At 65.3% G+C, this 12,960-nt stretch carries 14 protein-coding genes; 2 read left to right on the plus strand and 12 right to left on the minus strand.

The annotated features are described in order from the left end of the window. Positions 1–11: 11 nt before the first annotated feature. From ABIA30_RS20920 to ABIA30_RS20975, 12 genes are all read right to left on the minus strand, one after another. Entirely contained in the window at positions 12–386 is a 375-nt protein-coding gene (locus ABIA30_RS20920; RefSeq protein WP_370068890.1) for an NADH-quinone oxidoreductase subunit A, read from the minus strand. Positions 387–638: 252 nt separating this feature from the next. After that, positions 639–1,031: a hypothetical protein gene (locus tag ABIA30_RS20925; RefSeq protein ID WP_370068892.1), complete on the minus strand. Its 393-nt coding sequence runs from the start codon at positions 1,029–1,031 to the stop codon at positions 639–641. A gap of 47 nt (positions 1,032–1,078) precedes the next feature. After that, positions 1,079–1,396, minus strand: coding sequence for a DUF6285 domain-containing protein (locus tag ABIA30_RS20930; protein ID WP_370068894.1), 318 nt, complete (start codon positions 1,394–1,396; stop codon positions 1,079–1,081). Next, positions 1,393–2,349, minus strand: a complete 957-nt coding sequence (locus ABIA30_RS20935) for a phosphotransferase family protein (RefSeq protein ID WP_370068896.1) — start codon at positions 2,347–2,349, stop codon at positions 1,393–1,395. Before ABIA30_RS20935 ends, ABIA30_RS20930 begins: the two co-directional genes overlap by 4 nt. Beyond that, positions 2,350–3,588, minus strand: coding sequence for an acyl-CoA dehydrogenase family protein (locus tag ABIA30_RS20940; protein ID WP_370068898.1), 1,239 nt, complete (start codon positions 3,586–3,588; stop codon positions 2,350–2,352). It lies immediately after the preceding gene. 13 nt (positions 3,589–3,601) lie between these two features. Next, positions 3,602–4,213 carry a TetR/AcrR family transcriptional regulator gene (locus ABIA30_RS20945; protein ID WP_370068900.1) on the minus strand — a complete coding sequence of 204 codons (612 nt, stop codon included), beginning with the start codon at positions 4,211–4,213 and terminating at the stop codon, positions 3,602–3,604. 1 nt (position 4,214) lies between these two features. After that, positions 4,215–5,111: a hydroxymethylglutaryl-CoA lyase gene (locus ABIA30_RS20950; RefSeq protein ID WP_370069062.1), complete on the minus strand. Its 897-nt coding sequence runs from the start codon at positions 5,109–5,111 to the stop codon at positions 4,215–4,217. 5 nt (positions 5,112–5,116) lie between these two features. After that, on the minus strand, positions 5,117–6,343 hold the full coding sequence (locus ABIA30_RS20955; RefSeq protein ID WP_370068902.1) for a CaiB/BaiF CoA transferase family protein: 1,227 nt from the start codon (positions 6,341–6,343) through the stop codon (positions 5,117–5,119). After that, positions 6,340–7,527: an alpha/beta hydrolase family protein gene (locus tag ABIA30_RS20960; RefSeq protein WP_370068904.1), complete on the minus strand. Its 1,188-nt coding sequence runs from the start codon at positions 7,525–7,527 to the stop codon at positions 6,340–6,342. The genes ABIA30_RS20955 and ABIA30_RS20960 overlap by 4 nt, the downstream gene beginning before the upstream one ends. Continuing rightward, positions 7,524–8,630, minus strand: a complete 1,107-nt coding sequence (locus tag ABIA30_RS20965) for a homogentisate 1,2-dioxygenase (protein WP_370068906.1) — start codon at positions 8,628–8,630, stop codon at positions 7,524–7,526. The genes ABIA30_RS20960 and ABIA30_RS20965 overlap by 4 nt, the downstream gene beginning before the upstream one ends. A gap of 84 nt (positions 8,631–8,714) precedes the next feature. Then, positions 8,715–9,866 carry an acyl-CoA dehydrogenase family protein gene (locus ABIA30_RS20970; protein ID WP_370068908.1) on the minus strand — a complete coding sequence of 384 codons (1,152 nt, stop codon included), beginning with the start codon at positions 9,864–9,866 and terminating at the stop codon, positions 8,715–8,717. A gap of 35 nt (positions 9,867–9,901) precedes the next feature. Then, complete coding sequence (locus ABIA30_RS20975; protein WP_370068910.1) at positions 9,902–10,474, minus strand: TetR/AcrR family transcriptional regulator; 573 nt, start codon at positions 10,472–10,474, stop codon at positions 9,902–9,904. Between the two features lie 246 nt (positions 10,475–10,720). On the opposite strand from ABIA30_RS20975, the gene ABIA30_RS20980 reads away from it, so the two are divergent. After that, the gene (locus tag ABIA30_RS20980; protein ID WP_370068912.1) at positions 10,721–11,704 is read left to right on the plus strand and encodes an esterase family protein; all 984 of its coding nucleotides are present in this window, start codon (positions 10,721–10,723) and stop codon (positions 11,702–11,704) included. A 71-nt stretch (positions 11,705–11,775) separates the two neighbouring features. After that, positions 11,776–12,951, plus strand: coding sequence for a serine hydrolase domain-containing protein (locus ABIA30_RS20985; RefSeq protein ID WP_370068914.1), 1,176 nt, complete (start codon positions 11,776–11,778; stop codon positions 12,949–12,951). The last annotated feature ends 9 nt before the right edge of the window (positions 12,952–12,960 follow it).

Genomic DNA, 12,960 nt, shown 5'->3' on the forward strand with positions numbered 1-12,960 from the left:
CTGTCCGCCCGTCAGTCCCAGTTCAGTCCGCCGCGGCGCCAGACGTAGGCGTAGGCGACGAATACCGTCAGCATGAACAACAACATCTCCACCAGGGCGAATGTCCCAAGGGAATCGAACGAGACCGCCCACGGGTACAGGAAGACGATCTCGATGTCGAAGACGATGAACAGCATCGCGGTCAGGTAGTACTTCACCGGGAACCGTTGTCCCGTCATCTGGTGTCCCGGCGAACCCGGCTCCATCGGTTCGATGCCACATTCGTAGGCCTCGAGCTTGGCCCGGTTGTACCGGCGCGGACCGATCAGTACCGCGATGCCGACCGAACCCACCGCGAACGCTGCCGCGATCACGCCGAGCACCAGGATGGGGATGTACACGTTCATGATTTCGTCATATCCGCGCGCGGCTCCTGGTCGGGCTGTCGATGTGAGCTGGCCCACAGCTTAGCCGTGTTAACGGTCGGGGTGGCCCGTTTTGGCTAGGATGATCTTGAAACTTCGGCGATCTCACGCGTCAGTGTCAAGAATACGAAGCGTCAACGGCCGCAGGCGATTTCGTGCTGTTAACGCCGTGTTGAGATGCTGTGAACGGCCTTCTGCGCAGCCGGTGCCGCGGGTTTGGCGGTATCGCTGAGGTCAGCGCTGGGGGGACAACACGGCTATGACCGCCTCGCCCAGCCGGATCGGATCGATCGGATGCGGCACCGCAGCTTCTGCACGTGACCACGATGCCAGCCAGGCGTCGTCTGGCCGGCCGGTCAACACCACGATAGGTGGGCAGTCCTCGACCTCGTCCTTGAGCTGTTTGGCCAGCCCCATCCCGCCGACCGGGGTCGCTTCGCCGTCCAGGATTGCCAGATCGATGCCGCCGGCGCCGACCGAGTTGACCACGACGGGCGCGGTCGCCACCTCGAGGTAGGTCAATTCAGGCAGGTCGGGGTGAATGCGGCGGCCCAGCGCGGTGCGTACCCGGTCCCGGGTGTTCGGATTGTCGCTATACACCAGGATCGTCAGCGCAGTGTCGGCCACCTTCGCGATGCTACGACAGTATGGTCGTCGGATCGGCCCGGATGGGCCTACTCGTTCTGGTAACCGGGATGTGCCGCGTCCAGGCGGTACCGCACCAGGGCCCGCAGCGCCGGGTTCAATTCGTCTGCGCGATCATCGAAGTCGCCGGCCCGAACGGCACCGGCCAGCTGCTGCTCGTCGCGATAGCCGAGCAGCTCGGGTTCTGGACCGTTCTGCTGCAGTTCGCGTTCGACGATCCGCAGGGCGTTCGCGGCGACTCGGGCGTGGAAATTGAGCGCCCCGTCGGTGGCCGTCCGAACGTCGGTCTCCAGGAATTCGGCCACCGCGGCGATGAGTTCGGTCGCAGTGGGGCGGTAGTGGTTCATCGCGCCTCCAGCAGATTGAGCAAATCCCACTCGGTTTCACAGACCCGGCGCCCGATGGCAGCCAACTCCACCGAACGACTCTGACCTGACAGGTGACGCTGCGCCTGGTACCGGCAGATGATGCCCCAGCGCAGCGTGGCCATCACCAACCACCAGTGGAAGTCATTGCGGTCCACGGTGACTGCGGCAGCCTGTTCGTAGGCGGTCACGAAGTCGTCGATATTGCCGAGTCCACCGGCGTCGAGGCGACGGGGTGCACCGAAGCGCCAGGCCCTGATGCAGAACCAGGCCAGATCCTCGGTGCGGGATCCCAGGTGGGTGAGTTCCCAGTCGAGCACGGCGGCCAGCCCGTTTGCGTCGACAATCAGGTTGCCCATCCGGAAGTCCCCGTGCACCAGGACCGGCCCTTCGGTTTCCGTCCGCCGATTGCGCTCCAACCACCGGAACGCCCACTCGAATACCGCTGTGGTGTCGCCCATCTCGTCGAGCTGCTGCCGCCAGTCGGCGAGTTGGTCGTTGGGGGACAGGTCGATTCCAGCGGGGTCGGCACGGTGAACGGCGGCCAGCGCCTGGGCGCATTGCCACAGAAGCGTGGCGCTGCCGTCGTCGTCGAGTGCCCGCTGGATCTTACGCACGATCGTCTCGCCGGGTACGAAGTCGCATATCAAAAATGGACTGCCCAGGGCCGCAACCGAATTGCTGGCCGCGAGCACCTGGGGGACCGGCGCTCCCGCGTCGGCTGCGCGGGACGACGCGGCAGCCTCCAACTCCATGCCGGCATGGGGCTCATCGGGTGGGCCGACCCGCAAGATCAGTGCACGGCTGTCCTCAGCGGTCACTGCGGAGAAGGCCCACGTTGTCCGGCTGGCGCCACCGGTCAACACGCGCAGCTGCTCGATGCTGACCTCACCCAGTACCGGTTTCAGTACCGCAGCGATCGCCGATGCCTCCATCTACCGTTTGCCGAACTTGAGCATCCGCTGCGCTACCCGGCGGATCTGGATCTCTTCGGCGCCTTCGGTGATCCGATAACGCCGGTGATGCCGGTAAATATGTTCGAACGGCTCATGACGGCTGTATCCGATACCGCCGTGAATCTGCATCGCGCGGTCGGCCGCTTCGCACACCAGCCTGTTGGCCCGGTAGTTGGCCATCGACACCTTGTCCGAGACTTCCATGTGGTGATCCCGGTCGAGGTGCCAGGCGGTGTAATACACCAGGAGACGGACCATTTGGGCTTCGGTCTGCAACTCGGCCAGCGGCCACTGCACGGCCTGGTTCACCGACAGCGGCTTGCCGAAGACGATGCGTTCGCCGGCGTAGCCCGCGGCCCGGTCGATGCAGTACTGCGCTGCACCCAGGCTGCTGGCGGCCTGCCGAATCCGGTTCTCGTGCAGGAAGGTCTGGCCGACCTCCAGTCCGTGGTCCACCGCGCCGAGCACCGCATCGTCGGGCACCCGGACGTCCGTGAGCTCTACCTCGCCGTGGTCGCTAGGCATGTTGAAGGTCCACCAGTAGAAGGGGACGGTGAATCCTGGCGCGTCGGTGGGCACCAGGAACGCGGTGATGCCAACCGCGTGACCGGCTTCTCCCGACGTCCGAGCGAAGATCAGGTCGTGGGTGGCGCGGTGCACCCCGGTATTCCAGCGTTTGCGGCCGTTGATGATCCAGCCGTCACCGTCCTTGACGGCCGTGGTTTCGAGCCAGGTCGCGTCGCTGCCGTGGTCGGGCTCGGTCAGGCCGAACGCCATCGACCGCCGGCCGGTGATCATCGCTTCGACCCATTCGGTTTTCTGGGCCTCGGTGCCGAACCGGCTCATCATGATCGCCTGCGGAAAATTTCCGACGATCGAGGACTCGTCCTGCAGATCGTTGTGCAGGCCAAGGCCCTTGTGCGCCAGGTGTTCGCGAATGACGGCCATGTCCAGGTTGCTGCCGTCGCGGCCGCCGAACTCACTGGGCAGCCCGTAGCGCAACCATCCCGCCGCATCGGCGCGCCGCCGCATCTCGTCGAGCAGGTCTTCCCATTCCCGGGTCGGCACGCCACCGTTCTCCAGGTCGGTCCGGGCGAACTCCCGTCGCCGGTCGAAGAACTGCATGTTCTCGCGCTCGAGTGGCTTGATCTGGTCCTCGATGAAGGCATCCATCTCCGCCAGTAGTCCCGGAAGGTGTTCTGGTAGTGCGAAATCCACAGTGCTGCCTTTCCTAACGGCCGTACAAGGTCTTCTTCCAGATGGTCGACAGTGTGGCGATGGCGTCGGCATCGCTGATCCGCAGGCCGGCGCTCGGCGTGCCGACCAGCACCACGGTGAAGTTCTCGAACAGCAGCGCAATCGCCGCCGCCGTGTGTTCGACGTTCAGGTCAGTGGCGAAGCCCTGGTCCTGCGCGCGGTGGATCGAGGCTGCCACCATGTCCATGCCGAAGCGCCGAAATTCGTTCTGCACCTGCGCGAATCGGGGTTGGGTGGCGGCGAGCTGGGCGACCGCGATCATGATCCCGATGTTCTGTTTGAAGAGGTTCCAGTAGCCCGTCACCACCGAGGTGAAGAACTCTCCGTCGTCGGCCGACCCGGGAAGGTCGACGCTCAGTCCCGACGGCGCGACGATGTCGTGCAGGAACGACTCGGCCAGGCCGGCCAGCAGATCTTCCTTGTCATCGAAGTAGCGGTAGAACACTGCCGCCGATTTGCCCGCAGCCGAGGTGATGTCCGCCAGAGTGGTGCCGTGAAAGCCACGCTCGGCGAACAACTTGCGCGCGGCCGATTCCAGGGCCTCGCGGGTTTGACGGCCCTTGGCCGTCAATGTCTCGGCGGGCACGTCAGCGCAACCGGTCACCCGCGCGCAGCAGCGCACTGGGCAGGTCGTGGCCGACGAGGCGCTGCGCAACCCGCGCCGCATCGATTGCCCGATCCAGGTCGACGTCGGTACCGATCTCGCTGTCGCGCAGCAGGTAGACGAGATCTTCGGTGGCGATGTTGCCGGTGGCCCCCGGAGCGAAGGGACACCCGCCCAACCCGCCGACCGAAGAGTCCAGCCGGGTCACACCCGCCCGCACCGCGGCGTAGGCGCTGGCCAGGCCGGCACCCCTGGTGTTGTGGAAGTGCGCGCCGAGCGGCAGATCTCCGATCACCGGGCGTACCTTGGCGACCAGGTCGGCGGTCCGCCGCGGGGTGGTAGTGCCGATGGTGTCCGCGATGGCGACCCGATCGGCACCGAACAACCGTGCTGCAGAGGCAATCTCGACCACCCGGGCTGGATCGGTCGGGCCGTCGAACGGGCAGTCCCAGGCCGTCGCGATGATCACTTCGACACTTGCCCCGCCGTCGCGGGCGATCCCGACGATGTCGGCGATCAACTGAGTCGATTCGTCAGCTGAGCGCCCGACGTTGGCTTGGCTGTGCCCGTCTGCCGCCGACACCACGTATTCCAGCGACCGCATGCCTGCCGAGATCGCCCGCCCCGCACCGCCGGGACCAGCCACCAACGCTGAGAACTCGACGCCCTCGAATCGTGGCAGTTCGGCAGCCAGAGCGGCGGCGTCGGCGAGTGCGGGAACCTTCGACGGTGACACGAAGGCCGTCGCCTCGATCTCCCGCACCCCGGTGGCGACGATGGCCTCCAACAGTTCCAGCTTGGCGGACAAGGGAATCGGGTCTTCGAGCTGCAGCCCGTCCCGCAGGCAGACCTCGCGGATGGTGACGTGGTCTCGTCCTATGGCGCTCACAGCACCCCCTCCTCGCGCAGGCTTTCCAACTCACTCGGGCTCAACCCCAGTAGCTCGCCGTACACCTCGTCGTTGTGCTGACCCGGCCGCGCCGACCCGGCGTTGCGAATGGCTCCGGGCGACTCGGTGAGAACCGGAACGATGCCGGGCCCCTTCACGTTTCGCTGTATCCGTTCGTCGAAGTGGTCAGCGATCATGTTGCGCGACTGCAATTGCGGGTCCTGCACCACTTCGGCGACCGTGTTGATCGGTCCGCTGATCACCCCGGCCTCCGACAGCGTCGCGATGATCTCGTCGGGCTCACGCTCGGCGGCCCAATCACTGATGATCGCGTCGAGCTGGTCCTGATTGCGGCCTCGCGCCAGGTGATCGGCGAACCGTTCGTCGCAGGCAAGCTCAGGCCGACCCATGGCACTGCACAGTCGACGGAAGACGGTGTCCTGGTTGGCGGCGATCACCACCCAGCTGCCGCCCGAGCTCTGGTAGATGTTCGACGGCGCGATACCCTCCAGCCGGGTACCCGACGGGCCGCGAACAACGCCGCCGACGTCGTAGTCGGGGATGGTGGATTCCTGGATGGCCAAGCAACTTTCGGTCAATGCCGTATCGACGATCTGTCCCTCACCGGTGACGGTGCGCCGGTACAGTGCGGCCAGGGCGCCCTGGGCGGCGAACATCCCGGCCAGGCTGTCACCCAGCGACAACGCCAGCCGTGGGGGAGGGCCGCCGGGGAAGCCGTTCATGTGCCGCAGGCCGCTGGCCGCCTCGGCGACTGAGGCGTACCCGGCCTTTCCGGCTTCCGGGCCGGTCTGCCCGTAGCCGGACACGCGCACCAGGATGATCCCCCGATTGTGCTCGTGCAGAACGTCATAACCGAGATTCCATTTCTCCAGTGTGCCCGGTCGGAAGTTCTCCACGATGATGTCGGACTGCTCGACGAGCCGCAGGAACAGATCGCGGCCGCGCTCGGCGCGAAGGTCGAGAGTCACCGCCTTCTTGTTGCGCGCGTGGACCGTCCAGAAGAACCGGTGCCCGTCCAATTCGGCCTGGCCCCAGGTGCGCAGCGGATCAGGAGCTGTCGGCAGTTCGATCTTGAGCACCTCGGCGCCCATGTCTCCGAGCAGCCGGCCGGCGAACGGACCGGAGATCAGCGTGCCCAGTTCCAGCACCCGGATTCCGTCCAGCGCACCGGCGAGAATCCCTGGGTCCTGCTCGTCGGTCATAGTGAAAACCCGTGCCGGTGCAGCCAATCCGTGCAGATCGCAACTGCCTGGCGGAGCGTACCTCGCTGATCGGGGCCCGAGTAGTAGTGGTTGGCGCCGGGGATCTCGTGCATCTCTTTGTCGGGATGCCCGATCGCCTCGAACAGTCGACGGGTGTGGCTGGGCGTACAGGCGTCGTCGGCGAGGTTGCCGATCACCAGTGTCGGCACCGCGATATCCGGGCCCGCCTTCACGGCGTCGCCGTTGGCGTCGTCGTAGCTCCACTGCGAGAGCCAGCTGCGCAATGTGCAGAAGCGGGCCAAGCCGACCGGGCTCATGTTCACCACCTGGGGATCACCCAGATAGCACTGCCCGGGCGTGCGGTCATTGGGATCGACCGTCGGGTCCAACCAGCGTGGGTCGGCCATGGTGCCGTGCACCACGAACGCGAATTCGTCCTCGGGCCGGCCGGCGGCCTTCAGTGCGGCCAGTTTCTCCTTGACCCAGACCGTGATTCGTCGATTGCGGGCGATCTGCGCCGCGTGGTAGCGCTCCAGGAACTCTGCAGCGTACGGCGGCTGATTCGGGTTGTCAGGGTTGTAGAGGTCCAGTTCGGGATCGCGCTTGGATGGATCGTTGTCGTCCAGGATGGAGGCGTCCATCCACTCGGTCATGGTGCCGTGCCGGCTGATGTGCGCGGCCAGCAGCATGACTCCGTCGGCCGGGATCAATCCGAGCTTGGTCAGATCAGGTCCGTCGCCGGATGGGCTGGCGGTGACGGTGGGGTGCTGGGCTTGCTGTTGGTAGAACACCGATAGTGAGCCGCCGCCGCTCCAGCCGCCCAGCACCACTTTCGAGTAGCCGAGCCGGTTCTTGGCATCCTTGATGCATTCGCCGAGATCCTCGACCACCTTCTCCATCAACAGGGCAGAGTCGGTGCCGCGGAATCGGCTGTTGCAGTAGATGACGTGGTGCCCGGCGCGGGCCAGGGCGTTGATCATCGGCAGGTAGGCACCGCCACCGATCGGGTGCATGAACACCACCACGGTGTCCGACGATTTGTTCGGGCGAAGTAGATAGCTTTCCAACACCACCAGCTCGGCGACGCCTCCATACACGTCGCGGACAGCCGAATCATTCTGGTAGGCAACCAGATACGGGACGCGCTGGTAGTCGTACTTGACTGGTGCCGCTGTGCTGCTCATGCGTGTTGCCCCAGGTCGTTGGCCGATATTTCTGCAGACGGGATCAACCGTCGGCGGGTGTCGATCGCGATCACCTGCCAGTCCACGCGTTGATAGTCGTCGAACTTGCGCCGGGCCCGTTCGCGAGCCTTCTCAGGGGCGCCGTGGTGAACACCTTGTGGCGCATGGGAAAGCAGGCCCGGCGGCATCGGGATGCCGTACAGCGAGCCGCCGTGGAAGAACGCGATCTCGTCATAGTCGACATTGCGGTGATACCACGGCGTGCGCTCGGTGCCGGGTACGCCTTCGGCTGGCCGGGGCAGGAAGTTCATCACGTACACCCCGGTCGCCTGCATGAACAAGTGCACAGTTGGCGGCAGGTGCACGCTGTCGGAGGTGATGACGTGGTAGTGCTCGATGTTGAAGGCGAACGGGAAATTGTCGCCCTGCCAGCCCACTACGTCGAGCGGATGATGTTGGTAGAACAGCGAAGTCGTCACCACTCCGTCGATCGGGTTGTGGACCAGCCGCACCTCGTACTCGTCACGTCCGTCGCTCTCGATCGGTGAAGGGTCGGGGATCACGGCCTGCGATGGATCGAAAGGGAAGTGCCGACCGAGATAGCCCGGCGCGGGTACCCGGAAGTCGTCGGTTGCCTGAATCATCAGCATCGTGGTCTGTGCGTCGGGCACCTGGCGCCACGTACAACCCTTCGGGAGGTACACCCAGTCGCCCTCGCGGTAGCGCAGCGGCCCGAACTCGGTTTCGAGTAGGCCCGCGCCCTGATGCACGAATGACAACACATCGCCATCCACATACCGGGCGAAGAATGGCATGGGTTCTGCCCTGCGGGACAACGAGATTCGGCAATCGTCGTTGTGGAACAACAACATCGGGTGGCCGTCGGCGTGGGTGGCGTCGGTGGGCTTGAGTTCGGAGGACAGGACGTCCACCGGCCGCAGCGGGCCGGCGCAGCGATACGCGGTGGGGTCGTTGAGGCGGTACAGGTTGACGGTGCGACCGGTGAATCCGCCGCGCCCCAACTCGTCGTCTTTGAGGCCGTCAAGGTTGGCATGCATGCGCTTCGGCGTGGTGCCCTTGCGCAGGTGAACGAACGATTCCACGGCCAGCTCCAGTGCGTCGGTGGGGAGGTAAATAAAAATGAATTCAGTTTTACTTTATGGCCGCGGACGATTGCCGTCAATGGCTCAGACCATCGAGGTTCGCGGAATCTTCATGCCCAGTGCCAGGGCGCCGGCCAGCTCGCGACTGGTGTCGTAGTCGAACACCACGTGCCCGCAGATGACGTCGACGTCGCGCTTGAAGCGCTGCAGTGGATTGGTGGTGAAGTGCGCGCCGGCGCCCGAAGCTTCCATCAAATCGTCGATGACTGCCCGCGATTCGTGCACGATGTGCGCCGCAGCAAGCCGGGCTTCGCCGCGCACCAGCCGGGACACCGGATCGCCTGCGGCAAGCAAGGTTTCGATCTGTCCGACGGTGTCGTCCAGGAGCCCGCGCAAGGCGCGCAGCCGCACCCGTGCAGCGCCGAGGCGGGCTTGTGCCAGCGGCTTGTCGCGTTGCGTTACGCCCTCATATGCCAGCACCCGCTCGGCCAGTCGTTCGGAGAAGATCTCGGTCACCCGTTCGGCGCTGCCCAGCGCGGGCATCGCCGCGAGCAGTGCAAGCGCGGGCACCATCGGCCAGCGATAGGTATCGGCGTCGTGCAGACCGGCGCCCGGTGCGGTGCCGTTGTAGATGTCAGTCACCGCGACCAACCGGTGTTCCGGAACGAAGGTGTCGGTGATGACCACGTCGTTGGAACCGGTGGCCCGCATCCCGTCGGTGTGCCAGACGTCCTCAACGGTGATCTCGGATGCGGGCAGCAGGGCCAGGGCCGGATGGAGCGCGGTATCCGGGCCGCATAGGGCGCCGACGATGATCCAATTTCCGTCCATCACCCCGGTGGCCCATGACCATCGTCCACTCAGCCGAATGCCGCCGTCGGTCGGTAGGCCGCGGCCGGTGGGGGCGAGGGGGGCGGGCGCCAGGAACGGCCGGTTCGCGAACGCCTCCTGCTGGGCCTGCTCGCCGAACAGCGCGAGCATCCAGTTGTGCAGTGCGTAGAAGCCGATGGTCCACGCGCTGGAGACGCACCCGTGGGCCATTCGCCGCACCGGGTCGAGGATCTCGGGGAATCGGGCCTGCATGCCGCCGTACCGTGCCGGAACCAGCAGTTCGGTGAATCCGGAGAGCTCGGCGACGGTGGCCGCCGGCAGTCGTCGGATCTGCTCGGCTTCGCTCGCGCGGGCGGTCAGGCGGGTGACGAATTCATCGGTGATCAGAGAACTGGGGTCGGCCATGCGCCGGAAGTTACCATACCTTTTAGTATGTTGGGCTAGCGTGCGAGCATCAGGTCCAGGAACCGCTCGGCGCGCGCTTCGTCGCCCGCTTCGGGCGCAGCCAGGTGCAGAAACCCGATTCCGGTGGCGAACGTGACATCGGCCCGCAGGCCGGCTTCTTCGTCGGCGAATCCGAAATCGAGGTACGCCTGCCGCACCGCGCGCAGTAGTCGGCGGTCGGCGTCGCGCACGCTGGCCGCAACGTCGCCATCCGAACGGGCCCACTCACGCATCGCCCGCTCGAGCGTCCAGTGCCGCGGGCTCATCAATGAGTTCATCATCGCCGACAGCCGTTCGCGGGGCGTGATCTCACTGAGCGCGTCGAAGCTGACGCGGTCTTGGTCGCGCAATTCTCCCCAGGCCGCAACCAATGCCGTGCGGTAGCTGGGCATGTTCTCGAAATGCCAGTAAAAGCTGCCCTTGGTGACGCCGAGTCGGGCGCAGAGGCGGTCGATTTTTAGGGATTTGATGCCCTCTTCCGCCAGAATCGCGTATCCGGCGCTGAACCAGTCGTCCAGGTTCAGACGGACTCCGGATTTGCCGTGCGGGGCGTTCGAGCCGTTTACCACACCCGGCAGCCTACGGTCGGTTACGTTGGCATTTGGGTCGGTTCGCGTCTTGCACCGGCTCCGCAACAACCTGGTCTCAGCTGTGAACGGACCTATCTAAGCCCGCTAAAGCCATGTTTTACTGCCTATAGACAACTGAATCTCCCAGTCTGCCCAGCTCGGTTGTGCTGAGTCCGGGGAGATGGGACAACACCGCGGCTTCGGGTCGCGGTCATCCAGGTACCCGAACTGAAATGGGAATTCTCGATGTTCATTGACAAGCTTCGCGGGCGCTTGGCGCGCAGGATCCTCGGTGCCGTTGCGGCCACCGTCCTGCTGCCCGGCATGGTCGGCCTGGTGGGTCAAACCGCCACCGCGGGAGCCTTCTCCCGCCCGGGCCTGCCGGTGGAATACCTCCAGGTGCCATCCGCTGGAATGGGACGTGACATCAAGGTCCAGTTCCAGAGCGGTGGCCCAGACTCACCGGCCGTCTACCTGCTCGACGGCCTGCGCGCGCAGGACGACTACAACGGCTGGGACATCAACACCGCGGCGTTCGAGTGGTACTACCAGTCCGGTCTTTCGGTTGTGATGCCGGTTGGCGGTCAGTCCTCCTTCTACGCCGACTGGTACCGTCCGGCCTGCGGTAAGGCCGGTTGCTCGACCTACAAGTGGGAGACCTTCCTGACCCAGGAGCTGCCGGCTTGGCTGCAGGCCAACCGCGAGGTCAAGCCCACCGGTATGGCTGCGGTCGGTCTGTCGATGGCCGGTTCGGCCTCGATGACGCTGGCTGTGTGGCACCCCGACAAGTTCATCTACGCGGGTTCGCTGTCGGGCTTCCTGAACCCCTCCGAGGGCTGGTGGCCATTCCTGATCGGTGTCTCGATGGGTGACGCCGGTGGTTACAAGGCCGACGACATGTGGGGCCCGTCCAGCGATCCCGCCTGGCAGCGCAATGACCCGATGGTTCAGATTCCCCGGCTGGTCGCCAACAACACCCGCCTCTGGGTCTACTGCGGCGACGGCAACCCGAGTGACCTGGGCGGCGACAACGTGCCGGCCAAGTTCCTGGAGGGCCTGACCATCCGCACCAACCGCACCTTCCAGGACAACTACGTCGCGGCCGGTGGCCGCAATGCGGTGTTCAACTTCCCGGACAGCGGTACCCACGACTGGGGTTACTGGGGTGCGCAGCTGCAGCAGATGAAGCCTGACCTGCAGCGTGTGCTCGGCGCCAACCCGTCGTCGTAAACATCGAAGAGACAGGACCCCCGGTTGCCAACCGGGGGTCCTGTTTTGTTGTGGCGGTGCATGATTGAGCAATGACCCCGCAGCCCGTCGACCAGATCCTGCCGGACCCGAAGGACATGCTCACCTGGAGCCAGGCCGAGCGCGTCGTTGGCTTTCGCAATACCTACCGGGCGTACCCGGGCAACGTGTTCCGGTGCGGGGCAGCGCATCCGTTACCACGAGCCGCCGACGGACTCGCTGACCTGACGTACACCATGAACGGGACGCGCTATCGCATCAACGACTACCTGGACCGACAGAACGCCACCGGGTTACTGGTGCTCAAAGACGGCCGAATCGCCTGCGAGTTCTACGGATCCGGGAACACCGCGACGACGTTGTGGACCTCTCGCTCGGTGGCCAAGTCGGTGGTCTCGACGTTGGTCGGCGTCGCGGTCCGGGACGGGTCCATCGGGTCGCTGGACGATGCACTGATCCGTTACGACCCCGAGCTGGTGGGTACCGCCTGGGACGGCGTCACTGTCCGGCAGTTGATGCAGCACACATCAGGGGTGCAGTGGAACGAGGACTACACCGACCCGGACTCCGAGTTCGCCAGGTTGACCCGGTTGGAGGCCGGTGCCGAAGTGTACCGGGCGGTGTCCGATCTGGTGCGAAACCTCAAGCGCCGGGACGGGATTGAGCCCGGCCAGGGGTGGTCGTACAACAGCGGGGGAGCCTGGTTGCTCGGCGATGTGCTGGAGAAGGCGACCGGCATGCCGATCAGCCGGTACCTGGAACAGAAGATCTGGAAACCCTGTGGCATGGCGGCCGACGGCATCTGGCATACCTACGAAGGTCACGACACCGGAGCCCACGGATTCAATGCCACGCTCGCAGACTGGGGTCGTTTCGGGTTGTTCGTGTGCAGCAACGGGGTGCTGCCCACGGGCGAGCAGATTCTGCCCGACGGGTGGATTCGGGATGCGTCGCACTGGTCGGTCGCATCGGCCTCGCCGGAGCATCCGAACGGCTGCTACGGCTATCAGTGGTGGAACAACGCGCTGCCGCCCGAAGGTCAAAAGCCCGGCAACCCGGGGGAGAACCTTTGGGCGCTGGGCATTTTCGGTCAGATGATCGCGATCAATCGGGCAGAGAACGTCGTCATGGTGCAGTGGTCCACCTGGCCGGTGGCCGAACCCGACTTCGCCGCCCAGCCGCTGGAGGCTGCGGTGCTGTTCGACGCGATCGCGACAGCGCTCCGGTAGCCCGGCTTC

The sequence above is a fragment of the Mycobacterium sp. MAA66 genome, assembly GCF_041261665.1.
In the GTDB taxonomy this organism is placed as follows: domain Bacteria; phylum Actinomycetota; class Actinomycetes; order Mycobacteriales; family Mycobacteriaceae; genus Mycobacterium.

Bases quoted from the DNA above. Each gene is read 5' to 3' on its own strand.
- ABIA30_RS20920 (WP_370068890.1), bottom strand. From the start codon at position 386: ATGAACGTGTACATCCCCATCCTGGTGCTCGGCGTGATCGCGGCAGCG.
- ABIA30_RS20930 (WP_370068894.1), bottom strand. From the start codon at position 1,396: ATGAACCACTACCGCCCCACTGCGACCGAACTCATCGCCGCGGTGGCC.
- ABIA30_RS20935 (WP_370068896.1), bottom strand. From the start codon at position 2,349: ATGGAGGCATCGGCGATCGCTGCGGTACTGAAACCGGTACTGGGTGAG.
- ABIA30_RS20955 (WP_370068902.1), bottom strand. From the start codon at position 6,343: ATGACCGACGAGCAGGACCCAGGGATTCTCGCCGGTGCGCTGGACGGA.
- ABIA30_RS20960 (WP_370068904.1), bottom strand. From the start codon at position 7,527: ATGAGCAGCACAGCGGCACCAGTCAAGTACGACTACCAGCGCGTCCCG.
- ABIA30_RS20970 (WP_370068908.1), bottom strand. From the start codon at position 9,866: ATGGCCGACCCCAGTTCTCTGATCACCGATGAATTCGTCACCCGCCTG.
- ABIA30_RS20980 (WP_370068912.1), top strand. From the start codon at position 10,721: ATGTTCATTGACAAGCTTCGCGGGCGCTTGGCGCGCAGGATCCTCGGT.
- ABIA30_RS20985 (WP_370068914.1), top strand. From the start codon at position 11,776: ATGACCCCGCAGCCCGTCGACCAGATCCTGCCGGACCCGAAGGACATG.